24 protein-coding genes and 1 pseudogene are annotated in these 22578 nt (G+C 71.3%); 13 read left to right on the top strand and 12 right to left on the bottom strand.

Features of this window, described 5'->3' with window-relative positions:
* Positions 1 to 367: 367 nt before the first annotated feature.
* The gene (locus ACFVJX_RS31795) at positions 368 to 955 is read right to left on the bottom strand and encodes a TetR/AcrR family transcriptional regulator (protein WP_384133900.1); all 588 of its coding nucleotides are present in this window, start codon (positions 953 to 955) and stop codon (positions 368 to 370) included.
* A gap of 131 nt (positions 956 to 1086) precedes the next feature.
* Positions 1087 to 2841 carry an acetyl/propionyl/methylcrotonyl-CoA carboxylase subunit alpha gene (locus ACFVJX_RS31790; RefSeq protein WP_384133903.1) on the bottom strand — a complete coding sequence of 585 codons (1755 nt, stop codon included), beginning with the start codon at positions 2839 to 2841 and terminating at the stop codon, positions 1087 to 1089.
* Between the two features lie 410 nt (positions 2842 to 3251).
* Here ACFVJX_RS31790 and ACFVJX_RS31785 point away from each other — a divergent pair, with 410 nt between their 5' ends.
* Positions 3252 to 3701, top strand: a complete 450-nt coding sequence (locus tag ACFVJX_RS31785; RefSeq protein ID WP_384133906.1) for a hypothetical protein — start codon at positions 3252 to 3254, stop codon at positions 3699 to 3701.
* A gap of 40 nt (positions 3702 to 3741) precedes the next feature.
* Here the strand turns inward: ACFVJX_RS31785 and ACFVJX_RS31780 are convergent, their stop codons facing one another.
* From ACFVJX_RS31780 to ACFVJX_RS31765, 4 genes are all read right to left on the bottom strand, one after another.
* Positions 3742 to 4359, bottom strand: coding sequence for a Maf family protein (locus ACFVJX_RS31780; RefSeq protein ID WP_384133909.1), 618 nt, complete (start codon positions 4357 to 4359; stop codon positions 3742 to 3744).
* Positions 4360 to 4390: 31 nt separating this feature from the next.
* Positions 4391 to 4519 carry a morphogenic membrane protein MmpB gene (gene mmpB / locus ACFVJX_RS31775; RefSeq protein ID WP_093900106.1) on the bottom strand — a complete coding sequence of 43 codons (129 nt, stop codon included), beginning with the start codon at positions 4517 to 4519 and terminating at the stop codon, positions 4391 to 4393.
* Between the two features lie 86 nt (positions 4520 to 4605).
* Entirely contained in the window at positions 4606 to 4812 is a 207-nt protein-coding gene (locus ACFVJX_RS31770; protein ID WP_384133912.1) for an acyl-CoA carboxylase epsilon subunit, read from the bottom strand.
* Between the two features lie 14 nt (positions 4813 to 4826).
* A complete protein-coding gene (locus tag ACFVJX_RS31765; RefSeq protein ID WP_384133915.1) occupies positions 4827 to 6410 on the bottom strand; it encodes an acyl-CoA carboxylase subunit beta in 1584 nt (527 codons plus the stop codon).
* A 132-nt stretch (positions 6411 to 6542) separates the two neighbouring features.
* Here ACFVJX_RS31765 and ACFVJX_RS31760 point away from each other — a divergent pair, with 132 nt between their 5' ends.
* From ACFVJX_RS31760 to hutH, 5 genes are all read left to right on the top strand, one after another.
* A complete protein-coding gene (locus tag ACFVJX_RS31760; protein WP_384133918.1) occupies positions 6543 to 7406 on the top strand; it encodes a biotin--[acetyl-CoA-carboxylase] ligase in 864 nt (287 codons plus the stop codon).
* 424 nt (positions 7407 to 7830) lie between these two features.
* Positions 7831 to 9015, top strand: a complete 1185-nt coding sequence (locus tag ACFVJX_RS31755) for an adenylate/guanylate cyclase domain-containing protein (RefSeq protein WP_384133921.1) — start codon at positions 7831 to 7833, stop codon at positions 9013 to 9015.
* Positions 9016 to 9090: 75 nt separating this feature from the next.
* Positions 9091 to 9903, top strand: a complete 813-nt coding sequence (locus ACFVJX_RS31750) for an enoyl-CoA hydratase/isomerase family protein (protein WP_384133924.1) — start codon at positions 9091 to 9093, stop codon at positions 9901 to 9903.
* Between the two features lie 95 nt (positions 9904 to 9998).
* Positions 9999 to 11207: a diguanylate cyclase domain-containing protein gene (locus tag ACFVJX_RS31745; protein ID WP_384133927.1), complete on the top strand. Its 1209-nt coding sequence runs from the start codon at positions 9999 to 10001 to the stop codon at positions 11205 to 11207.
* Positions 11208 to 11265: 58 nt separating this feature from the next.
* Entirely contained in the window at positions 11266 to 12816 is a 1551-nt protein-coding gene (hutH, locus tag ACFVJX_RS31740; protein ID WP_384133929.1) for a histidine ammonia-lyase, read from the top strand.
* Positions 12817 to 12862: 46 nt separating this feature from the next.
* Here hutH and ACFVJX_RS31735 read toward each other — a convergent pair whose 3' ends face one another.
* On the bottom strand, positions 12863 to 13147 hold the full coding sequence (locus tag ACFVJX_RS31735; RefSeq protein WP_384133932.1) for a hypothetical protein: 285 nt from the start codon (positions 13145 to 13147) through the stop codon (positions 12863 to 12865).
* Positions 13148 to 13299: 152 nt separating this feature from the next.
* Here ACFVJX_RS31735 and ACFVJX_RS31730 point away from each other — a divergent pair, with 152 nt between their 5' ends.
* The 4 genes from ACFVJX_RS31730 to ACFVJX_RS31715 all read left to right on the top strand — a co-directional run bounded on the left by ACFVJX_RS31730 (position 13300) and on the right by ACFVJX_RS31715 (position 17662).
* Complete coding sequence (locus tag ACFVJX_RS31730; RefSeq protein ID WP_384133935.1) at positions 13300 to 13677, top strand: hypothetical protein; 378 nt, start codon at positions 13300 to 13302, stop codon at positions 13675 to 13677.
* 284 nt (positions 13678 to 13961) lie between these two features.
* A complete protein-coding gene (locus ACFVJX_RS31725; RefSeq protein WP_384133939.1) occupies positions 13962 to 15230 on the top strand; it encodes an Ig-like domain-containing protein in 1269 nt (422 codons plus the stop codon).
* A 177-nt stretch (positions 15231 to 15407) separates the two neighbouring features.
* Entirely contained in the window at positions 15408 to 16868 is a 1461-nt protein-coding gene (locus tag ACFVJX_RS31720) for an ABC transporter permease (RefSeq protein WP_384133941.1), read from the top strand.
* A gap of 110 nt (positions 16869 to 16978) precedes the next feature.
* Positions 16979 to 17662: an ABC transporter ATP-binding protein gene (locus ACFVJX_RS31715; protein WP_384133944.1), complete on the top strand. Its 684-nt coding sequence runs from the start codon at positions 16979 to 16981 to the stop codon at positions 17660 to 17662.
* 161 nt (positions 17663 to 17823) lie between these two features.
* Here ACFVJX_RS31715 and ACFVJX_RS31710 read toward each other — a convergent pair whose 3' ends face one another.
* Positions 17824 to 18297 carry an RDD family protein gene (locus tag ACFVJX_RS31710; RefSeq protein ID WP_384133953.1) on the bottom strand — a complete coding sequence of 158 codons (474 nt, stop codon included), beginning with the start codon at positions 18295 to 18297 and terminating at the stop codon, positions 17824 to 17826.
* Positions 18298 to 18601: 304 nt separating this feature from the next.
* On the opposite strand from ACFVJX_RS31710, the gene ACFVJX_RS31705 reads away from it, so the two are divergent.
* The 3 genes from ACFVJX_RS31705 to gdhA all read left to right on the top strand — a co-directional run bounded on the left by ACFVJX_RS31705 (position 18602) and on the right by gdhA (position 20860).
* Positions 18602 to 19036, top strand: a complete 435-nt coding sequence (locus tag ACFVJX_RS31705) for a DUF1330 domain-containing protein (RefSeq protein WP_384314512.1) — start codon at positions 18602 to 18604, stop codon at positions 19034 to 19036.
* A gap of 64 nt (positions 19037 to 19100) precedes the next feature.
* The gene (locus ACFVJX_RS31700; RefSeq protein ID WP_384136878.1) at positions 19101 to 19271 is read left to right on the top strand and encodes a hypothetical protein; all 171 of its coding nucleotides are present in this window, start codon (positions 19101 to 19103) and stop codon (positions 19269 to 19271) included.
* 212 nt (positions 19272 to 19483) lie between these two features.
* A complete protein-coding gene (gene gdhA / locus ACFVJX_RS31695; RefSeq protein ID WP_384136879.1) occupies positions 19484 to 20860 on the top strand; it encodes an NADP-specific glutamate dehydrogenase in 1377 nt (458 codons plus the stop codon).
* Between the two features lie 71 nt (positions 20861 to 20931).
* On the opposite strand, the gene ACFVJX_RS31690 is transcribed toward gdhA, so the two are convergent.
* From ACFVJX_RS31690 to ACFVJX_RS31675, 4 genes and pseudogenes are all read right to left on the bottom strand, one after another.
* On the bottom strand, positions 20932 to 21327 hold the full coding sequence (locus tag ACFVJX_RS31690; protein ID WP_384136880.1) for a YrdB family protein: 396 nt from the start codon (positions 21325 to 21327) through the stop codon (positions 20932 to 20934).
* 61 nt (positions 21328 to 21388) lie between these two features.
* A complete protein-coding gene (gene msrA / locus ACFVJX_RS31685; protein ID WP_384136882.1) occupies positions 21389 to 22054 on the bottom strand; it encodes a peptide-methionine (S)-S-oxide reductase MsrA in 666 nt (221 codons plus the stop codon).
* Positions 22055 to 22151: 97 nt separating this feature from the next.
* Positions 22152 to 22274, bottom strand: coding sequence for a hypothetical protein (locus ACFVJX_RS31680; RefSeq protein ID WP_384136884.1), 123 nt, complete (start codon positions 22272 to 22274; stop codon positions 22152 to 22154).
* Between the two features lie 204 nt (positions 22275 to 22478).
* Positions 22479 to 22578, bottom strand: a pseudogene (locus tag ACFVJX_RS31675) (IS481 family transposase); the annotation flags it as partial.

Raw genomic sequence — 22578 nt, 5'->3', positions numbered from 1 at the left:
CGGGCTCGGTGGCCCGAGCTCGGTGGCCAGAGTTCAGCCGCGTCGGCGTTTGAGGCGGGGGTCCCGGGCGCTGGGTTGGGGCGGAGCCCCCGGGGGCGCTGCCCCCGAACCCCCGCTCCTCAATCGCCGGAGGGGCTGGAACGGTCTCCGTTGCTCAAGCCGGAGGGGCCGGAGTGGCCTTCGCTCCTCAAGCGCCGAGGGGGCTGGAGTGGTCTCCGTTGCTCAAGCGTCGAGGGGGCTGGAGTGGCGCCGACGGGGCTGGGGTGACACCGGCGGGGCTGGGGTGGCGCCGACGGGGCCGGAGCGGCGCCGACGGGGGCTGGAATGGCTCATGGGCGCGCGCTGCCCCGTACCCCCCGCGCGGGCGTCAGGACGGGGGGCGTAGGCCCTGCACCGTCAGGGTCAACAGGCGGCCCGCCAGCCCCGGATCGTCCGGGGACTGCTCCGCGGCCAGCGCGATGGCATTCGTGAGCTGCATCAGATCGTCGATGGATACCTCCGCCCGCACCGCCCCACCCGCCTGCGCACGCGCCAACAGCACCGAACCCGCCTCGCGCAGCGGCACGTTGCACCGGGAGAGTGCCGAAGTCTCGTCCCGGCACGTCGACATGAGGGCCTGGGCCAGCCCGCGGTACTCACCCGCATGAGTGATGATCGCGCCCAGCCACTCCACCAGGCCGTCGCACGGCCGCTCCGCCCCGGCCAGCTCGCGGGAGCGGGCGATCAGGTCGGCAACCGCCTCCTGGAAGACGGCGCTCATCAGCGCGTGCCGGGTCGGGAAGTGCCGGTACAGCGTGCCGATCCCCACCCCCGCACAGCGCGCGACATCCTCCAGGGAGGCCGTCGTGCCGTGTTCCGCGAAGGCGGTACGGGCCTCGGCCAGCAGCCGGTCGTAATTGCGGCGCGCGTCGGCGCGCATGGGCCGGGCCGGTGTCGGTGCCGTGCTCATCGCCATCGCGCAGTCCTCCCTGATTCCGCCGCCGGGGTCCAGGATGCCACCGGCCCCGTGACCGGTGCCCCGTGACCGGCGCCCCTGCCACGTCGTACGACATGACAGGGGCGCCGGGGGAAAGGGGATCCGCTGGATCAGTCCTTGATCTCGCAGATGACGGCGCCGGAGGAGACCGAGCTGCCGACCTCGGCGGCGAGGGACTTGATCGTGCCGGCGCGGTGCGCGTTGAGCGGCTGCTCCATCTTCATGGCCTCCAGGACGACGATCAGATCGCCCTCCTTGACCTCCTGGCCCTCCTCCACCGCGATCTTCACGATCGTGCCCTGCATCGGGGAGGCGAGGGTGTCGCCGGAAGCCGCGGAGCCGGACTTCTTCGCCGCGCGGCGCTTGGGCTTGGCGCCCGCCGCGAGTCCGGTACGGGCCAGGCTCATACCGAGCGAAGAGGGCAGCGAGACCTCGAGGCGCTTGCCCCCGACCTCGACGACCACGGTCTCGCGGCCGGACTCCTCGTCCGCGTCCGCGTCGGCGGGAGCGGCGAAGGCCGGGATCTCGTTGACGAACTCCGTCTCGATCCAGCGGGTGTGGATCCGGAACGGGGAGTCGGTGAACGCCGGGTCCGTGACGACCGCGCGGTGGAAGGGGATGGCGGTGGCCATGCCCTCGACGTTGAACTCGGCCAGCGCACGGGCCGCGCGCTGGAGCGCCTGCTCACGCGTCGCCCCCGTCACGATCAGCTTCGCGAGCAGTGAGTCCCAGGCGGGGCCGATGACCGAACCGGACTCCACACCCGCGTCGAGGCGGACACCGGGACCGCTCGGCGGGTCGAACACGGTGACGGTGCCGGGGGCGGGCAGGAAGCCGCGGCCCGGGTCCTCGCCGTTGATCCGGAACTCGAAGGAGTGACCGCGCGCGGCCGGGTCGTCGTAACCCAGCTCCTCGCCGTCGGCGATACGGAACATCTCGCGGACGAGGTCGAGGCCGCTGACCTCCTCGGTGACCGGGTGCTCCACCTGGAGGCGCGTGTTGACCTCCAGGAAGGAGATCGTGCCGTCCACGCCGACGAGGAACTCGACCGTGCCGGCGCCGACGTAGCCGGCCTCCTTCAGGATCGCCTTCGACGCCGCGTACAGCTCGGCGTTCTGCGCATCGGACAGGAACGGCGCCGGGGCCTCCTCGACCAGCTTCTGGTGGCGGCGCTGGAGCGAGCAGTCACGCGTGGAGACGACGACCACGTTGCCGTGGGTGTCGGCCAGGCACTGGGTCTCCACGTGCCGCGGCTTGTCGAGGTAGCGCTCCACGAAGCACTCGCCGCGCCCGAAGGCGGCGACGGCCTCGCGGACCGCGGAGTCGTAGAGCTCCGGGATCTCCTCCAGCGTGCGGGCGACCTTCAGCCCACGCCCGCCACCGCCGAAGGCGGCCTTGATCGCGATCGGCAGCCCGTGCTGCTCGGCGAAGGCGACGACCTCGGCGGAACCCTCTACCGGGTCCGGAGTACCGGCGACCAGCGGCGCACCGGCGCGCTGGGCGATGTGACGGGCGGCGACCTTGTCACCGAGGTCCCGGATCGCCTGCGCCGGGGGGCCGATCCACGTCAGGCCGGCATCCAGCACGGCCTGGGCGAACTCGGCGTTCTCCGACAGGAATCCGTAACCCGGGTGGATCGCGTCCGCCCCGGAGTCCTTGGCAGCCTGAAGCACCTTGGCCATGTCCAGGTAACTGGCGGCCGGGGTGTCACCGCCCAGAGCGAATGCCTCATCGGCTGCCCGCACATGCAGAGCGTCACGGTCCGGGTCGGCGTAGACGGCTACGCTCCCGATTCCCGCATCCCGGCAAGCTCGGGCAACACGGACAGCAATTTCGCCACGGTTGGCGATGAGCACCTTGCGCACGATGGCTCCCTCCTTGAAACAAGCTGAGTTTAGGGACAACCGACACGGTCCTACGACCCGTCCCCAATGGTGAGCTTGCCCACACGGAGTGTGATTCGAGGCTTGCTCGAGTCGCGAAATCCCTTGTGGCACCACGGTACGCCGGGAACCATGACCGCACAGTAGCCACGAGGTGTGGCCCAGGTCTCTGTCGGTACGGGCAGCGAGGGTGCATGTTTCTTTGTCGGGTTCCTACTAACAGGTGTGTAATTCTTTGCTCGACGCACGGCGGCCCGCACAACGGAGGCCGTCGCGCGGGCGGACGAGCGGTGAAGGTTGCCGAACCTCTTGTCCGGAGCATTACCGATTAGTAGGGTCCGCGCTATCGCACGTACTGCAGGTAACAGGGCAGGTAACAGGGGGTGGGCATCATGGTGCGCAGGCCGGTGGCATTCATATCCGCGATCGTGCTGATCGCGGAGGCCGTGGGCATCGTGATCATCAACGGTGTCATGGCGACGTTCGTGAAGAACCAGGACATGTCGCTGGCGGGGATGGACCCCGGTGTCATGGCCAACGGCACCTGGGTGATGGGCGGCGTCTCCGGACTGTTCCTGCTGCTGTGCGGTGTGCTGCTCCTGCTGGCCGGCATCCGGGACCGGGCCCCCGGCCGCATCGCCCGGATCGTTCTCATCTGCTGCGCCGTCATCCACGGGGTGCTGGGCGCGCTGACGGTGGGTCTGATCGGCTGGGGCGCGTTCGTGTTCATGATGGTGGTGCTCGGTCTGATCGTGCTGACGCTGGTGGCGTACGGCCCCGGCCGCGAGGAGACCGCCGCCGAGGCCGGGAGCGAGCAGCCCACGGCTCCGGCCCCGGTCTGAGCGCCTATCAGCGCGGGCCCCGCAGGGGCCGCGCGGCCCCTCAGACCCAGAGATCGGTGACCGGGATACCCAGCTCACCCAGCAGTCGCCGCAGCAGCGGCAGCGAGAGCCCGATGACATTGCCCGGGTCCCCGTCGATCGAGTCCACGAACGGCGCCGAGCGCCCGTCGAGGGTGAAGGCGCCCGCCACGTGCAGTGGTTCGCCCGTGGCCACGTAGGCGGCGATCTCGGCGTCCGTCGGCTCACCGAAGCGGACCGTCGTGGACGCGGTCTCGGAGACGGTCCGGCCGGTCGCGGTGTCGGTCAGGCTGTGCCCGGTCCGCAGCACCCCGGACCGCCCCCGCATGGACTTCCAGCGGGCCGTGGCGTCCTCCGCGTCGGCCGGTTTGCCGAGCGCCTCGCCGTCCAGCTCCAGCACCGAGTCGCACCCGATGACCAGAGCCCCCGCGACCTCCGCCAGCCCGGACACGGCCGCGGCCTTGGCCTCGGCGAGGACCAGCGCGAGCTCGGCCGGTGTCGGGGCGCTCAGCGCGTCCTCGTCCACTCCGCTGACGATGACCTCGGGCGCGAACCCCGCCTGCCGCAGCAGGCCGAGACGGGCGGGGGACGCGGAAGCGAGTACGAGGCGGCGGGGTGCGGGATCAGTCATGCGCGCCATCGTACAAAGGGGGCCGGGCGGGCGTTCCGCCTCACCGTGTCCCGAGGACGAACATGGCGACGACCATGGCCAGCGCGAGCACCAGCCCCGCGCGCCGCATCATGTCCTGGGCGTCGCGAAGCTCTTTCGGGGGCTTGTTCTCCGGGTCGGACCACAGCATGCCCCCGATCCTGCTGCGCGGACAGCGGCGGCGCCTGAGTACGCGTACTCAACCGCCACCGCACGCGCCGTTGCTACGCGCCGTTGCTAGCCGGGCCAGTACGTGCGCGCCCAGGCGCGCGGCCCCGGCAGATGGCTGCCGCGCCGGGCCACCCGGCCCGGATCGGACCACTGTCCGGGCAGCTCCGGCGCCCCGGACGACACGGCGGACGCCGCCGCGGCGCGCGCCCGTACGACCGCCAGCGCGGCTGCCAGCTCTTCCGGGCTCGGGTTGCCCCGTACGACCTTGATCATGGTCAGGACCCTTTCTAGAGAGGGATGTTGCCGTGCTTCTTGGGGGGCAGCGTCTCCCGCTTGGTACGCAGCTGCCGCAGCCCCTTGACCACGTGGGCCCGGGTGTCGGACGGCATGATCACCGCGTCCACGTAGCCGCGCTCGGCCGCCACGTACGGGTTGAGCAGCGCGTCCTCGTAGTCCGCCATCAGCTCGGCGCGGGTGGCGTCCTGATCCTCCGCGGCGGCGATCGTGCGGCGGTGCAGGATGTTGACGGCGCCCTGCGCGCCCATGACGGCGATCTGGGCGGTCGGCCAGGCGACGTTGATGTCGGCGCCCAGGTGCTTGGAGCCCATGACGTCGTACGCGCCGCCGAAGGCCTTGCGGGTGATCACCGTGATCAGCGGGACCGTCGCCTCCGCGTACGCGTAGATCAGCTTGGCGCCGCGCCGGATGATGCCGCCGTACTCCTGGTCGACGCCGGGCAGGAAGCCGGGCACGTCCACGAAGGTCAGCACGGGCACGTTGAACGCGTCGCAGGTGCGGACGAAGCGTGCGGCCTTCTCGCTCGCGTTGATGTCCAGACAACCGGCGAACTGCATCGGCTGGTTGGCGACGATGCCGACCGGATAGCCCTCGACCCGGCCGAAGCCGGTGAGGATGTTCGGCGCGAACAGGGCCTGGGTCTCCAGGAATTCGCCGTCGTCCAGCACGTGCTCGATCGCGGTGTGCATGTCGTACGGCTGGTTCGCCGAGTCCGGGATGAGCGCGTCCAGCTCACGGTCCTCGTCGGTGGTCGCCAGGTCCGCCTCCTCCGGGAAGGCCGGGGCCTCCGAGAGGTTGTTCGAGGGGAGGTAGGAGAGCAGCGACTTGACGTACTCGATGGCGTCCTTCTCGTCGCCCGCCATGTGGTGCGCCACCCCGGAGGTGGTGTTGTGGGTGCGGGCGCCGCCGAGGTCCTCGAAGCCGACGTCCTCGCCGGTGACCGTCTTGATGACGTCGGGTCCCGTGATGAACATGTGCGAGGTCTGGTCGACCATGACCGTGAAGTCGGTGATCGCGGGGGAGTAGACCGCGCCGCCCGCGCACGGCCCGACGATCAGCGAGATCTGCGGGATGACGCCCGAGGCGTGCACATTGCGCCGGAAGATCTCCGCGAAGAGGCCCAGCGCCGCCACGCCCTCCTGGATGCGGGCGCCGCCGCCGTCGTTGATGCCGATGACCGGACAGCCGGTCTTCAGCGCGAAGTCCATCACCTTGACGATCTTCTCACCGTAGACCTCGCCGAGCGAGCCGCCGAAGATGGTGAAGTCCTGCGAGTACACGCAGACGGGGCGGCCGTCGACCGTGCCGTACCCGGTGACGACGCCGTCCCCGTACGGGCGGTTCTTCTCGATCCCGAAGTTCGTCGAGCGGTGCCGGGCGAATTCGTCGAGCTCCACGAAGGAGCCCTCGTCGAGCAGCAGACCGACGCGCTCGCGTGCGGTCAACTTGCCCTTCGCATGCTGCTTCTCCACCGCACGCGCGGAACCCGCGTGGGTCGCCTCGTCGATGCGGCGCTGCAGGTCCGCGAGCTTGCCCGCGGTGGTGTGGACGTCGGTCTCTTCCGGCTCGGACATCGGGTTGCGGCTCCCTGCCTGGTCACGGGGACGACTGTGCTGCTGATCAGCGGATGAAGGCTACTGACCCGTAGCGTATCGGCGCGGATACGGTTCGGCAGTGCGTCGTTTGACACACCTAGGGTGGCTTGCATGACACCTTCGGATGCGTCTCACAACCGTTGGTCGGACCTGGACCGGCCGCCCCTGAACGTAACCGCGCTCCGGCGCGGACTGCTCCGGCCGGACGGGCTGTGGAGCACCCTCGACGTCGTGGAGAGCACCGGCTCCACCAACTCCGACCTCGCGGGGCGGGCGGCGGACCTCACCGAGGGCGCCGTCCTGGTCGCCGAGGAGCAGACCGCCGGACGCGGGCGCCTGGACCGGGCCTGGACGGCCCCGGCCCGCTCGGGCCTCTTCCTCTCCGTCTACCTGGTACCGGGAGACATCCCGGCACAGCGGTGGGGCTGGCTGCCGCTGCTCACCGGTGTCGCCGTGGCGTCCGGCCTGGCGAAGTCGGCGGGCGTCGACACGGCACTGAAATGGCCCAACGACGTGCTGGTCTCCGTGGCGGGCGAGGAGCGCAAGACCGGGGGCATCCTGGCCGAACGGGCCGGGGACGGCGTCGTCATCGGCATCGGCCTCAACGTCTCCCTGCGCGAGGACGAGCTGCCCGCGCCCACGGCCGCCTCGATCGCCCTGGCCGGAGCGGTCTCCACGGACCGCGAGACGCTGCTGAGGGGTGTGCTGCGCTCACTGGAGCAGTGGTACGGGAAATGGCGCGAGGCGGACGGCGACGCGGCTGCCTGCGATCTCCAGGAGGCGTACGCGGCGGGCTGCGCGACGCTCGGGCGGACGGTGCGGGCGCAGCTGCCGGGCGACCGCACGCTCACGGGGGAGGCGGTGGCCATCGACGGGGACGGGCGGCTGGTCCTGGCGACCGCGGACGGGCTCCAGGAGCCGGTGTCGGCGGGGGACATCGTGCACTTGCGGGGGGTGGAGGGCGGGTTGATCTGAGGGGGCCGGTGGGGCGGTGTGCGGGTGGGGGGGGCGGGATGGGGCGTGCGGTGTGCGGTGTGCGGTGTGCGGGGCGATGTTGGGCCGGGGTCGTCCGGCCGGGGCCTCGTCCTCAAGCGCCGGACGGGCTTGGTTGGGCCGGGCTCGTCCGGGCCGGGGTTTTGTCCTCAAGCGCCGGACGGGCTTGGTTGGCGCGGGCTCGCCCGGGCTTGGTGTTGGCCGGGCCTTGTCCTCAAGCGCCGGACGGGCTCGGTGTGGTGTGGGGGCTCGTCCTCGAGCGCCGGATGGGCCTTTCGTCCTCGTGCGCCGGGTGGGCCCCAGGTGTGGGCTGGGGACGTGAGGTAGGGCACACCTGCCGTATCGTTGAGGCGATCCACCGACAGATCGGCAGGGCAGTGCGCAGGGAACGGGCAGGAGGCGGCTGGTGACCGTCGACGACACGAGCTCCGGCGCGGGCGCGGAGCCCCCGTCGGACCCATCGGTCCACGCGACACCGCATCACGAAGTCGACCATACGGCCGAGCCGACCGACGACCCCCTCGCGATCAGGCTGGAACAGCTGATCCTGGGCGCCGACCGGCGCTACACCCCGTTCCAGGCGGCCAGGACCGCGGGCGTCTCCATGGACCTGGCGTCCCGGTTCTGGCGCGCCATGGGCTTCGCCGACATCGGTCAGGCCAAGGCGCTGACCGAGGCGGACGTGCTGGCGCTGCGGCGGCTGTCCGGTCTGGTCGAGGCAGGGCTGCTCAGTGAGCCGATGGCGATCCAGGTGGCCCGGTCGACCGGGCAGACCACCGCCCGGCTGGCCGAGTGGCAGATCGATTCCTTCCTGGAGGGCCTGACCGAGCCGCCCGAGCCCGGAATGACCCGCACCGAGGTCACGTACCCCCTGGTCGAGCTGCTCCTGCCGGAGCTGGAGGAATTCCTCGTCTACGTCTGGCGGCGTCAGCTCGCCGCCGCCACCGGGCGGGTCGTGCAGGCCGCGGACGACGACGAGATGGTCGACCGGCGCCTGGCCGTCGGCTTCGCCGACCTCGTCGGGTTCACCCGGCTCACCCGGCGTCTGGAGGAGGAGGAGCTCGGCGAGCTCGTCGAGTCCTTCGAGACCACCTGCGCCGACCTGGTCGCCGCGCACGGCGGCCGGCTCATCAAGACGCTCGGTGACGAGGTCCTCTACGCCGCCGACGACGCCGGCACCGCCTCGGAGATCGCGCTGCGCCTCGTCGAGGCCATGGCTCTGGACGAGACGATGCCGGCGCTGCGCGTGGGCATCGCGTTCGGCACGGTCACCACCCGGATGGGCGATGTCTTCGGCACCACGGTGAACCTCGCCAGCCGGCTCACCTCGATAGCGCCGAAGGACGCCGTCCTGGTGGACGGGGCGTTCGCCGAGGAGCTGACCCGTACGGGCGACGCCCCGGTCTCCGAGGCCCAGGCCGCCGAGGAGGCCGCGGCCGCCGCCGAACGGGCCGAGAAGGAAGGCGTGGACGGCGAGGAGCCGGCGCCCCCGCCCAGGTACCGCTACGGCTTGCAGCCGATGTGGCAGCGCCCGGTCCGCGGCCTCGGCGTCGTGGAGCCCTGGCTGCTGGCCCGTCGCGGCGCCTCCTGACCCTCACCCCGGTCCCTTTCGCGGCGGAGCCCTAGGATCCCTCCGGTAACGCTCGTTAACCGGAGGGGTGCAGTCATGACCGTCACGTCCGAGCAGCGGTTCGGGGAGTACGTCGCCGTACGGAGCCACGAGGGCCTGGAGCACGTCGCCGAGCTGGTACTCGACCGGCCCGGGGCCATGAACGCGGTGTCCACGGACATGGCCCGCTCGATCGGCGCCGCCTGTGCCGCGCTCGCCGCCGACCCGGACGTACGGGTCACAGTCCTCACCTCCAGCCACGAGCGGGCCTTCTGCGTGGGCGCCGACCTCAAGGAGCGGAACTCCTTCACCGACGCCGACCTGGTGCGTCAGCGGCCCACCGCGCGCGCCGCCTACACCGGCGTGCTCGAACTGCCGATGCCGACGATCGCCGCGGTGCACGGCTTCGCGCTCGGCGGCGGATTCGAGCTGGCCCTGTCCTGCGATCTGATCGTCGCGGACCGGACCGCACTGGTGGGCCTGCCCGAGGTCTCGGTCGGGGTCATCCCCGGCGGTGGCGGCACGCAGCTGCTGCCGCGCCGGATCGGGGCGGCACGCGCCGCCGAGCTGATCTTCACCGCCCGTCGGGTGGAGGCGGCCGAGGCCAGGGAGCTGGGGCTGGTCGACGAGCTGGTGGCGGCGGGCGAGGACCGGTCCGAGGCGCTGGCGCTTGCCGGGCGGATCGCTGGGAACTCCCCGGTGGGGCTACGGGCGGCCAAGCGGGCGCTGCGGCTCGGGCACGGGCTCGATCTGCGGGCCGGTCTGGAGGTCGAGGACTCGGCGTGGCGGTCGGTGGCCTTCTCCGGCGACCGCGCGGAGGGTGTGGCCGCGTTCAACGAGAAGCGGAAGCCGAACTGGCCCGGGGAGTGATGCGACTGTCACGTTGAGTGACTGTCGGCGACTCGGTGTGCATGAATATGGCCCCAAGCTGATCAAATCACCTCAAACCTACATAAGCTGCGGCTATGGGTGGTGATGATGCGCGGCTGCGAGCCGTGGTTTCGCTTGCGCAGGCGATGGCGGCGGCGCACACCCCGCGGGGGTGCTGGCGAGCGGCCGCGCTGGGGGCGTGCGAGGCGCTGGGCGGCAGCTTCGCCGCGCTGTCGGTCTGGGAGCGCGGGCGCGGGCGGCTGCGGGTCCTGGTGAACGCGGGCGAGCGGGCCGAGGGGGAGGAGGAGTTCCCCGACGAGGAGACGTATCCGGTTCACCAGTTCCCGGAGATCACCGAGTTCCTCCACGAGCGGTGGGCCGGGGGCGGTGAGCCGGACGCCTGGGTGGAGACCGCCGACGGTCCGGTGGAACAGCGGTCCGCGGGTGACGATCGGCGGGCCGGGGCGGCGGGCGAGCACCGTCACGGACACGGCTACAGCCACCAGCGGGTGGCGGCCCTGCGCCGGCGTGGACGCGGCTGCTGCGTGGTGGCGCCGATCGTGCTGCACGGACGCGCCTGGGGCGAGCTGTATGTGGCGCGGCGGGTGGGGACGCCGGTGTTCGGGCGCGGGGACGCGGACTTCGCCACCGTGCTGGCCGCGGTCGTGGCCGCCGGGATCTCCCAGACCGAGCGGCTGGAGGAGGTGCGCAAGCTCGCCTTCACCGATCCGCTGACCGGCCTGGCCAACCGGCGGGCCGTCGACATGCGGCTGGACGAGGCGGTGGAGCGGCACCGGGTGGACGATTCGGTGGTCAGCCTGGTCGTCTGCGATCTCAACGGGCTCAAGCGGGTCAACGACACCCATGGCCACGCGGTCGGCGACCGCCTGCTGGAACGTTTCGGCTCGGTGCTGTCCCGGTGCGGCGCGATACTGCCCGGTGCGTTGTCGGCCCGGCTCGGCGGGGACGAGTTCTGTCTGCTGGCCGTGGGCCCCGGGGCGGACGAGGTGGTCGCGGTGGCGACGGAGCTCTGTGAGCGGGCGGCCGAGCTGGAGTTCGGCAACGGGGTCGCGTGCGGGATCGCCTCCACCGGCGACCCGATCGGCCCGGTCGTCTCCGCGCGGCGGCTGTTCCGGCTCGCGGACGCGGCTCAGTACCGGGCGAAGGCGGCCCGTTCGCTGCGGCCCGTGGTGGCCGGCCGCGACGGCGAGGTGATCCGGCTGGCCGACTCCCCGCCGAAAGCGGCCCACGACCGCCGCAGGCTGCGCGGAAACCGCCCCCCGGCCGAGCCGCCCGATCGGTAAGGGGTCAACCCGGCGACCACTAGTGACATGAAGAGATTCAGTCCGTACGATTCTGAATATGGATATGCATACAGTCGTGGTGGGGACGTCCGGTACCACCGCTCAGGACGTCATCGCCGTGGCCCGCGGCAACGCCCGTGTCGAGCTCTCCGCCGACGCGGTGAGCGCTCTTGCCGCGGCCCGTGAGGTCATCGACGCGCTCGCCGCCAAGCCCGAGCCGGTCTACGGCGTCTCCACCGGATTCGGGGCACTGGCCAGCCGCCACATCAGCCCGGAGCTGCGCGCACAGCTCCAGCGCAACATCGTCCGCTCGCACGCCGCGGGCATGGGCCCCCGGGTCGAGCGCGAGGTCGTCAGGGCGCTGATGTTCCTCCGGCTGAAGACGGTCGCCTCCGGTCACACCGGCGTACGGCCCGAGATCGCGCAGACCATGGCCGACGTCCTGAACGCCGGGATCACACCCGTCGTTCACGAGTACGGTTCGCTCGGCTGCTCCGGCGATCTGGCGCCGCTTTCCCACTGCGCGCTGACCCTGATGGGGGAGGGCGACGCGGAGGGCCCCGACGGGGCCGTGCGCCCCGCGGGCGAGCTCCTCGCCGCCCACGGCATCACCCCGGTCGAGCTGCGCGAGAAGGAGGGCCTCGCCCTCCTCAACGGCACCGACGGCATGCTCGGCATGCTCGTGATGGCCATCGCCGACCTGGAGAACCTCTACACCTCCGCCGACATCACCGCGGCCCTCTCCCTGGAGGCCCTGCTCGGCACGGACAAGGTCCTCGCCCCCGAACTGCACGCCATCCGCCCGCACCCGGGCCAGGGCGCCAGCGCCGACAACATGCTGCGGGTGCTCGCCGGCTCCGGCCTCACCGGCCACCACCAGGACGACGCCCCCCGCGTCCAGGACGCCTACTCGGTGCGCTGCGCCCCGCAGGTCGCGGGCGCCGGCCGGGACACCCTCGCGCACGCCCGGCTCGTCGCCGACCGTGAACTCGCCGCAGCCGTCGACAACCCCGTTGTCCTGGCCGACGGCCGGGTCGAGTCCAACGGGAACTTCCACGGCGCCCCGGTCGCGTACGTCCTGGACTTCCTGGCGATCGTCGCGGCCGACCTCGGCTCGATCACCGAGCGCCGCACCGACCGGCTGCTCGACAAGAACCGTTCGCACGGGCTGCCGCCGTTCCTGGCGGACGACGCCGGGGTCGACTCCGGCCTGATGATCGCCCAGTACACCCAGGCGGCCCTGGTCAGCGAGATGAAGCGGCTCGCCGTACCGGCCTCGACGGACTCGATCCCGTCCTCGGCGATGCAGGAGGACCACGTCTCGATGGGGTGGTCGGCCGCGCGCAAGCTCCGTACCGCCGTCGACAACCTCGCCCGGATCGTCGCCGTCGAGCTGTACGCGGCGACCCGCGCGATCGAGCTGCGCGCCGCGCACGGGCTGACCCCGGCGCCGGCCTCCGTGGCGGCCGTCGACGCGCTGCGGGCGGCAGGCGCCCAGGGCCCGGGCCCGGACCGCTTCCTCTCGCCGGACCTGGCCGCCGCGGACGCCTTCGTGCGCGCGGGCGGGCTCGTCGCGGCGGTGGAGCCGGTGACGGGCCGGCTCGCCTGACCGCACCCGTAGCACCCCGGTGGCCGTTCCCCTGACGACGGGCCGGTCACAGTGCCGGCCTGGGACCTCCACGGTGGGCGGAGTAGGTGACGAAGCCCGCGCCGATGCCCAGGAACGCCATGCCGCCGATCAGGTACGGGGTGGTGTCGATCCCCGCCCCGGTGTCGGCGAGTGCCGTGCCGTCCGACCCGGAGGCGGCGGACGTCTGTTCCGGTGCGGCCGGAGCGTTGCCCGTGTCACCGCTCGCGTTGGCGGAGGGGACGAACCAGAGGGCGCACAGCAGCGTTCCCGCGGCGGTGGCGGTCAGGAGCGGGCGGCGGGTGATGGCCACGGAATCGATCCCCCTTGTGACAGCCATGAGTTAGGCCTGCGACCGATGCTAATGAAAGCAGCGGGTCGCAGGAAAGCCACAGGGTCCGGGAGCTTACGCTCCGGCATATGAGCACTTCTGAGACATCACGGTTTGTTCGACTTCGCGTGGAAATGGTGTTGGAGATCACGGACGCCGACGCCCTGAGCGGGACCGCTCTGGAGAGTCTGGCGGCCGAGTACGGAGAGCCGGGCGGCGATTCCGCCGAGGAACGCACGCATGCCGAGACCGCGGTCCGGGAAGACGGCGCGGAGGCCCTCGCCTCGCTGATCGACCCGTTCGACCTGGTCAGCGAGGTGCCCGGGGTCGAGCTGACCCAGGCCTCCTGGAGCAGCGAGATCATCGACTACGACCCGGAGGACCCGGACGGATGGGACCTCGACGACGGCGATGACGAGGACGACGAGGACGACGGCGCCGAGGGAGGTGCCGGCGTCCCGCACAATGGGGAGGAGTACGAAGACGACGGCCGTGCGGAGCGGCGGGCGTAGCAGGTGGAGATCACCGGCCCCGGCCCGCTTCCGACGGGCCGGGGCCGGTGTGCGTGACAGCCGGCCGGCCGGTCCGCGCACGCTGTCGTGAACCGGCCGGACACCGGCGGCACGGGCATGCTGGAGCACGGGAACCATCGCTCCCGGCACCGCGTCGATGAGTGGTGTTCCCCACATCTTCAGCGGATGTGGAACGGGTACCCCCTTTGAGGGGGTTCTTGGAGTATTGACGGGTTAACGCCGGTCGACGGCCTTGCTCGGGGTTTTTGGGGATTTCGGCAACGATGGAGAAGCGTGTGATGACGGACAGCAAGCGGCGCAAGGGCCTCATGGCCGCGTCCGCACTGCTCGGCGGCGTGCTGGTGCTCACGGCCTGCAGCGACGGCGACAAGAGCGGTTCCAGCCCCGACAGCTCGAAGAAGTCACAGGCCGCCGAGGTCGACAAGGCGGCGGCCGAGGAGACCTCGGAAGCACAGATAGCGATCTCGCCGAAGAACGGCGCGACCAACGCGAGCATCAACAACGACGCGAAGGTCTCCGTCACCAAGGGCAAGCTGACGGTCGTCACGATGACGACGGCGGCCGGTGACAGCGTCAAGGGCACCCTCTCCGCCGACGGCACCAGCTGGAAGCCGGACGGCCAGCTGGAGCGCTCGACCACGTACAAGATCAACGCCACGGCGCAGGACGCGAAGGGCCGCGAGGCCCACGAGAACTCCTCCTTCACCACCGTGTCGCCCGCCAACAGCTTCATCGGGAACTTCACCCCCGAGGACGGCTCCACCGTCGGCGTCGGCATGCCCGTCTCGATCAACTTCAACAAGGCGATCACGGACCAGAAGGCGGTCCAGGACGGCATCAAGGTCACGTCCAGCAGCGGCCAGCAGGTCGTCGGACACTGGTTCAACTCCCAGCGCCTGGACCTGCGTCCCGAGGACTACTGGCAGGGCGGCTCCACCGTCACCCTGAAGCTGTCGCTGGACGGCGTCGAGGGCGCGGACGGCGTCTACGGCGTGCAGCAGAAGACGGTCACCTTCAAGGTCGGCCGCAACCAGGTCTCGACCGTGGACGCCAAGACCCACACGATGACCGTCACCCAGGACGGGAAGACGGTCAAGTCCATCCCGATCTCCGCCGGTTCCTCGGACAACCCGACGTACAACGGCCAGATGGTGATCTCCGAGAAGTTCAAGGAGACCCGGATGGACGGCTCGACGGTCGGCTTCACCGATGACGACGGCAAGGGCGAGTACGACATCAAGGACGTGCCGCACGCCATGCGGCTCTCCACGTCGGGCACCTTCATCCACGGCAACTACTGGGGCGCCAAGTCGATCTTCGGCAGCGCCAACACCAGCCACGGCTGCGTCGGTCTCGCCGACACGAAGGGCGCGGGCGACCCCAACCAGCCCGCCGCCTGGTTCTACAACAACTCCATGATCGGCGACGTGGTCGTCATCAAGAACTCCCCGGACAAGACCATCAAGCCGGACAACGGCCTCAACGGCTGGAACATGAGCTGGGCCGAGTGGACGGCGGGCTCGCAGGCCTGACCGACGCCATCCCGCCCGGGGCCCCGCCCCCGGCCGGCCCCACGTCGCACACCACGGGCGGCGGCACCGGATCCCCACGGATCCACGGTGCCGCCGCCTGTGGCGTTCGTGGGCGTTCTCATCCGGCTCTCATGGTGGCCTTAACCCACCATCACAACCGGTCCATAACCTCGCGCCATGTTCTTCACCTACCTCCGGCGCGAGCTGCGCCGCCGCAGAAAGGCGGCGCTCGTCGTCGCCTCGGGGCTCGGCCTCGGCATTGCGCTGGTCATCATCGTCAGCTCGGTCTCATCGGGCATGAGCAAGGCCCAGGACAAGGTCCTGGAATCGCTGTACGGCCTCGGCACCGACATGACCGTCACCAAGGCCGCAGCGGCGCCGGGTTCCGGCACGGAGCGCCCCAGGTTCGAGTTCGACGCCAAGGGCGACGACGACGACTCGACCCAGAGCACGGACCGGGTCATGGTCCAGGGCTTCCAGACGCTGGCCTCCACCACCGTGGGCAAGGTGACCGAGCAGGACGGTGTCGCCGACGCCGTCGGCGGACTGAGCGTGACCGTCATGAAGGTGGACGGCCAGTTCAAGCGCGGCGAGTTCAAGCAGGAGGGCGGCGGCACGTCCCAGGGCGGCCGCGGCGGTCCCGGAGGCGGCAGCAGCCAGCCGCAGGGCGAGGTCAGGGGCGGCGGCGCCTCCTTCGACGTCAACTCCTACACCGTCTACGGCACCGACGTCACCAAGCAGGACCTGGGGCCGCTGACCTCGTCGAAGATCACGAAGGGGCGGACCTTCAAGGCCACCGAGACCAACGGCAAGGTGGCCGTCGTCGACGCGGCCTACGCCAAGGAGAAGAAGCTCTCCGTCGGCAAGACGGTGACCGTCCACGGTACCGAGTTCACGATCGTCGGCGTCTCGGCGGCCGACAGCGGCGACGCGGCAGCCAACCTCTACATCCCGCTCAAGCAGGCGCAGACCCTCGCCGACGCGAAGAACAAGGTCACCACGGTCTACGTGAAGGCCGCGGACTCGCAGCAGATCGACAGCGTCAAGTCCACGATCCAGAAGAACATCACGGGCACCACGGTCACCACATCCGCCGATCTCGCGGACACCGTCTCGGGCTCCCTGTCCACCGCGTCCGACCTCGCCTCCAGCGTCGGCAAGTGGCTCTCCATAGCCGTACTGATCGCCGCGTTCCTGGTGGCGGGGCTGCTCACCTCCTCAGCGGTCAGCCGCCGGGTGCGCGAGTTCGGCACGCTCAAGGCCCTCGGCTGGAAGAGCGGCCGGGTCACCCGCCAGGTCGTCGGCGAGGCCCTCGTCAACGGGCTGATGGGCGGCATCCTCGGCATCGCGGTCGGCCTGGCCGGTGCCTACGTCGTGACCGCGATCAGCCCCACCCTCAAGGCCCAGCTCGGCTCCTCGGGCGGCGGCGGAGGCGGCGGCATGGGCGGCGGTATGGGCGGCCCCGGCCGGCAGACCGCGTCCAAGAGCCTCGACATCGCGCTGACCGCGCCCGTCTCCCTCTCGATCATCATGATCGCCGTCGGCCTGGCCGTGGCGGGCGGGCTCATCGCGGGCGCGTTCGGCGGCTGGCGCGCCTCCCGGCTGCGCCCCGCGGACGCGCTGCGCCGCGTCGAGTAGTCCGCAGCGGGACATCCGTCGCCCGGGTGTCCCGGCCCCCGGCCCCCGTCCCCCGTGATCCGCGATCCGCCCGACCCGGACCGCGGTCATCGTCCAGCAGGAGTTGACCCATGTACACGCTTCAAGGCGTCACCAAGCGCTACACGCGCGGCAAGTCCACCGTCCACGCACTCGCCGGCGTCGATCTGACCATCGAGGACGGCGGCCGGCTGGTCATCCAGGGCCCCACCGGCGGTGGCAAGTCCACGCTGCTCCAGATGCTCGGCGGCCTGGACCGTCCCACGGCCGGCAGCGTCGAACTCGACGGGGTCGACCTCGCGAAGCTCAGCGAGGCCAAGCTCACCAAGGTGCGCGCCCAGAACATCGGCTTCGTCTTCCAGAGCTTCAACCTCATCCCGACGCTCACCGCCCAGGAGAACGTCGAGACCGCCCTCGTACCGCTGGGCGGCAAGGCGTCGGAGCGGCGCAGACGCGCGGCCGAGGCCCTCGACTCGGTCGGTCTCGGCGAGCGGCTCGGCCATCTGCCCGGCGAGATGTCCGGCGGCCAGCAGCAGCGGGTGGCGATAGCCAGGGCCCTGGTCAAGCAGCCCAAGGTGCTGCTCGCCGACGAACCCACCGGCAACCTCGACGAGTCCATGCGCGACGAGATCATGGAGGTGCTGGAGACCATGTGGAAGGAGCACGGGCTCACCTTCATCATGGTCACCCACGACAGTGCGATCGCCCGCAAGGCCCCGCGGCTGGCGACCATCCGCAAGGGCAAGGTCACCATCACGGAGAACGCCGCCGCCTGACGCGGCCGGGACGGGGGCGCCGGCGCGGTCACTCACCCGCGCTGCCGCCGGGCAGTCACCGGGCCGGCGGCCGGATCCAGTCCCTCCGCCCGAACCGCCGCCGTCCCCGGGCCCGGTCCGGCCGTCCACGGGCGGGTGGCGGCAGTCCGCGTGCCACGGGCTCAGGCCGCCCGGCCGGCGGCGGCGCGGCGGTGTGCCGCCAGGTCGCTCCGGCGGACCTGGCGCACCCCGGCCGGGTCGGCGTAGGGCTCCGCGTACGGATCGCCCTCCGCACAGCCCCGCGGCGCGTGGCCGGCTCCGTCGCCGGCGCGGGCGAGGTGGGCGCGCAGCCCGTACCAGGGCTGGAGCGGCAGCCAGCACAGTCCGTGCAGCCAGCGCCGCACCAGCTGCCCCGGCCCGGGGCGCCCGCCGTCCGGCAGGCTCACCACCCGTATGCCCATGATCAGTTTTCCGGCTCCGCCGCCGACGAGCGCGGTGAGCACCACATGGTTGAGGAAGGAGAGGGCGAGCACCGGCCCGAGCAGCAGGGCGACGTCCCCGGACAGGGGCGTCGAGTCCACGTGGGGCCGGGCGACTAACCCGGCGGTGACCAGGCAGAGATAGCAGTCGAGGCCGACAGCGAGATAGCGGCGCATCTCGCCGGCCCGGGGCGGGGTGCGCAGCCCCGACCCGCCGGTCCTGGCGGGTATGTGCGAAGGACGCGAATGCCCGTATCCGGACAGTGAACTTTCGGCCAACGGCGTTGATCTGTAAGGCCGGTGAGGATCCTGCGCCCTGCGGTTCCCCCGCGATGTCTTCATGACGGCATCATGTCTGATTGCCCGTCACCGCGGGCCCGGACCGCGCAGAGCGTTGCCCTTACCTCAGCGGTAATCGACGCTCCGCGACGCCCCCGGCAGCATGGTGCGCACCAGCGGACGAAGACCGGAGGACGACACCATGACCGCCTACGCGCTCGCACACCTGCGGCCCGACGGCCCGCCCGGCGAAGAGGTGCTCGACTACATCGACGGCATCCAGCCGACGATGGACCCGTACGGCGGCCGGTTCCTCGTCCACAACACCCCGGTCGAGGTCATGGAGGGCGACTGGCCCGGAGCCCTCGTCGTCCTGGAGTTCCCCACCATCGAGGCCGCCCGTGCCTGGTACGCCTCGCCCGCCTACCAGGAGCTGGCCCCGCTGCGGACCAGGCACATCCCGGGCGACCTGGTGCTCGTGGACGGCGTCGCGCGGGACTACGACCCCCGGGCGACCGCCGCCGCGCTGCGCGCCGAGGCGTTCCCGGGCCACCGGATCCGTGGTGTAGCGGACTACACCACGGATCCGGTGGCCCGCACCCTCGTACCGGACCCGGGCGGACGGAAGCATGGGTGACGCGGCCGGACGCCGACCCGGCCGCGTCACCCGCCCCGCTTGGTCCGACTCGTGGAGGAACCCCGTGAAGCCGCTGCTCTGGATCGTGCTCATCGCCTCGATCGTCGCGAACGTCTCCCTCAGCTTCCTGGTCGAGCAGGGCGGCCTGAACATCGCCCTGAGCGCCGTGTCAGGCGTGGTCGTCCTGTCCTCGGCCGCGGGCCTCTGGACGCTGCGCCGCCCGCGCGAGTACTGAGGGCCGCCGCCGGGGTTCACCATCCGGATGCCGGTGGAGCATCCACGGTCCTGCTGGGACACTCTGTACGCTGCAACGGTCCTGTACGTCGCACTCGTGAGCGCGGTCCGCGTGATGTCCGGGCGACGCCCTCAATGGGGAGGGGGGACCTGGTGCCCTCCGGGACGGGGGTGCCTTCGCGTATGAGCCGACCCATGGAAGGTCTTGATCAGATGCCGGTCACCCCTGACTCCGCAATCCCGCACGCCGCCGAGAACCGTGTCATCGAACCCCTCTACGCGGAGATCCTCCGCCGCAACCAGGGCGAGAAGGAATTCCACCAGGCGGTACGGGAAGTTCTCGAAACGCTCGGCCCGGTGCTGGCCCAGCGGCCGGAGTTCGTGGACGCCCGGATCATCGAGCGCATATGCGAACCGGAGCGCCAGCTCATCTTCCGGGTGCCGTGGACGGACGACTCCGGCGACATCCACGTCAACCGCGGCTTCCGCGTCGAGTTCTCCAGCTCGCTCGGCCCGTACAAGGGCGGACTGCGCTTCCACCCCTCGGTCAACCTCGGCATCGTCAAGTTCCTCGGCTTCGAGCAGATCTTCAAGAACGCCCTCACCGGCATGCCGATCGGCGGCGGCAAGGGCGGCTCGGACTTCGACCCCAAGGGCCGCTCGGACGCCGAGATCATGCGGTTCTGCCAGTCGTTCATGACCGAGCTCCACCGCCACCTGGGCGAGTACACCGATGTCCCCGCCGGTGACATCGGCGTGGGCGGCCGCGAGATCGGCTACCTCTTCGGCCAGTACAAGCGGATCACCAACCGCTTCGAGTCCGGTGTGCTCACCGGCAAGGGCCTCGGCTGGGGCGGCGCCCTGGTGCGTACGGAGGCCACCGGCTACGGCTGTGTGCTGTTCACCGCCGAGATGCTCCGCAGCCGCGGCGAGTCCCTCGAGGGCCAGCGCATCGTCGTGTCGGGCTCGGGCAACGTCGCGATCTACGCGATCGAGAAGGCCCAGCAGCTCGGCGCCACGGTGGTGACCTGCTCCGACTCCGACGGGTACGTCGTGGACGAGAAGGGCATCGACCTCGACCTGCTCAAGGAGATCAAGGAGGCCGGCCGCGGCCGCGTCTCGGAGTACGCCGAACGCCGCCCCGAGGCAGTCTTCGTGCCCGGCACCGGTGTCTGGAGCGTCCCCTGCGACGTGGCGCTGCCCTGTGCCACGCAGAACGAACTCCACGAGGCCGACGCGGTGGCCCTCGTACGCAACGGTGTGAAGGCGGTCGCCGAGGGCGCCAACATGCCGACCACCCCCGAGGCCGTCCGCGTCCTCCAGGACGCCGGTGTGGCCTTCGCCCCCGGCAAGGCGGCCAACGCGGGCGGTGTGGCCACCAGCGCCCTGGAGATGCAGCAGAACGCCTCGCGCGACTCCTGGACGTTCGCCCACACGGAGGAGCGGCTCGCGGAGATCATGCGCCACATCCATGACTCCTGCTACACAACGGCGGAGCGCTACGGCACCCCCGGCAACTACGTGGTCGGCGCCAACATCGCCGGCTTCGAGCTGGTCGCGGACGCGATGCTGGCCCAGGGCCTGATCTGATCCGGTCCGGACCGCGCACGGAAGGCCCGGCCCCCGTCCGGGGTGCCGGGCCCTTCCGCGTCCGGTGCGGATCAGCCCTTGGGCCTGTGCCGGAACGTCTCCGCGAGAGCCGTGTTGGCCACCATCACGACGGCCAGGACGACCCCGGCGACCGGGTGGCCCACCCCGTACAGAGCGAACGCCCCGCCCCCGAGCACCACGGCCTTCACCACCAGCACGCCCGCCGACGGCAGCCGGATCCGGGCGCGGGGAGCGGCGAACGTGCCCCACAGGACGATCGCGGCGGCAGGCAGCCCGATCCCGAGCAGCAGGTGGCGCGCCGTGCCGTCACCGGCGGTCGAACCCCACCAGCACAGGCACCCCAGCGCCACCAGTTCCAGGACGAACGCCAGGACCTCGTTCGCGGCCCACCAGGGCCGTCCCGCCAGTGACGGGATCGCCGGTCCGTCCGTACCGTTCTCGCGCATGGTGCCCCCACCCTCGCCGTTCACGTCGGAGCGAGGGTAGCCGGGTGTCCGGGCGGCTGTCTCAGCCGTTGGCCGGTGCCACGCCGACCGGGCACGAGACGCCCGTCCCGCCGATCCCGCAGTAGCCCGCCGGGTTCTTGTCCAGGTACTGCTGGTGCGCCGCCTCGGCGGGCCAGAAGGGGCGGCCGTCGGCGGGGAGGATCTCCGTGGTGATCTCGCCGTGTCCGGAGCCGGTGAGGACCTTCTGATAGGCCTCGCGGGACGCCTTCGCGGCCGCTTCCTGCCCGGGGGAGTGGGTGTGGACGGCCGAGCGGTACTGCGTGCCCACGTCGTTGCCCTGGCGGAAGCCCTGGGTCGGGTCGTGGGACTCCCAGAAGAGCTTCAGCAGCTCGGGGTAGCCGACGACGCGGGGGTCGTACACGACACGGACCGCCTCGGTGTGGCCGGTCAGGCCGGAACAGACCTCTTCGTACGCGGGGTTCTCCGTGTAGCCGCCCTGGTAGCCGACGAGCGTCGTCCAGACCCCTTCCGTCTGCCAGAACTTGCGCTCGGCGCCCCAGAAACAGCCCAGCGCGAAGTCCGCGACCTCCAGCCCCTCCGGATACGACCCCAGCAGGGCGTTGCCCAGGACCGTATGGCGGGACGGGACGGTGAACTCGGGGGTGGGGCGGCCGCGCAGGGCCTCCTGCGGAGTGGGGAGCTGCGGGGTGCGGCGGTGCAGGAACATACGGGGGCTCCTCATGGGTCGGCGTGCTGCCCCTACAACGCGCCGGGACCGCCGTGGATTCCGCCGCCGCCCGCCGCCCGCCGCCCGCCGCCCGCCGTCAGTGGCGGGGCGTGCCGTCGTCGGACTCGGTGGCCTCGACGTAGGCGGCGGCCCGCTTGCGGGCCTTGAACCAGAAGTAGAGGCCGAGGCCGATCAGGATCAGGGGTATCAGTCGTGCCACGGGAACACCGGTCCTTGTCGTGGGTGAACGGCGGAGAGGTGCTCCCACGGTCGCACAGCGGCGGCCGGGGGAGCGGCCCCGGGGCGTGCCGGACGCCGCGGGCCAGGCGGAGACTTCCCAACATGCCCGAGTGCGCTTCCCCAACATGCCCCAGTGCGCTTCCACAGCACGCCCCACGCCCCAGTGCACCGCACTCCTCACGCCCTAGTTGTATTGACCCGCAGCGTTGTTCACGCGGTGGATGGGCGGGTGTCCGTTGAGTGCGGTGTGGCAGCGGTGGTGGTTGTAGGTGTGGAGGAAGTCT

Source organism: Streptomyces sp. NPDC127177, assembly GCF_042672475.1.
Lineage (GTDB): Bacteria > Actinomycetota > Actinomycetes > Streptomycetales > Streptomycetaceae > Streptomyces.
The sequence above is the reverse complement of the archived record's forward strand: the minus strand, read 5'-3'. Positions and strand labels throughout refer to the sequence as shown.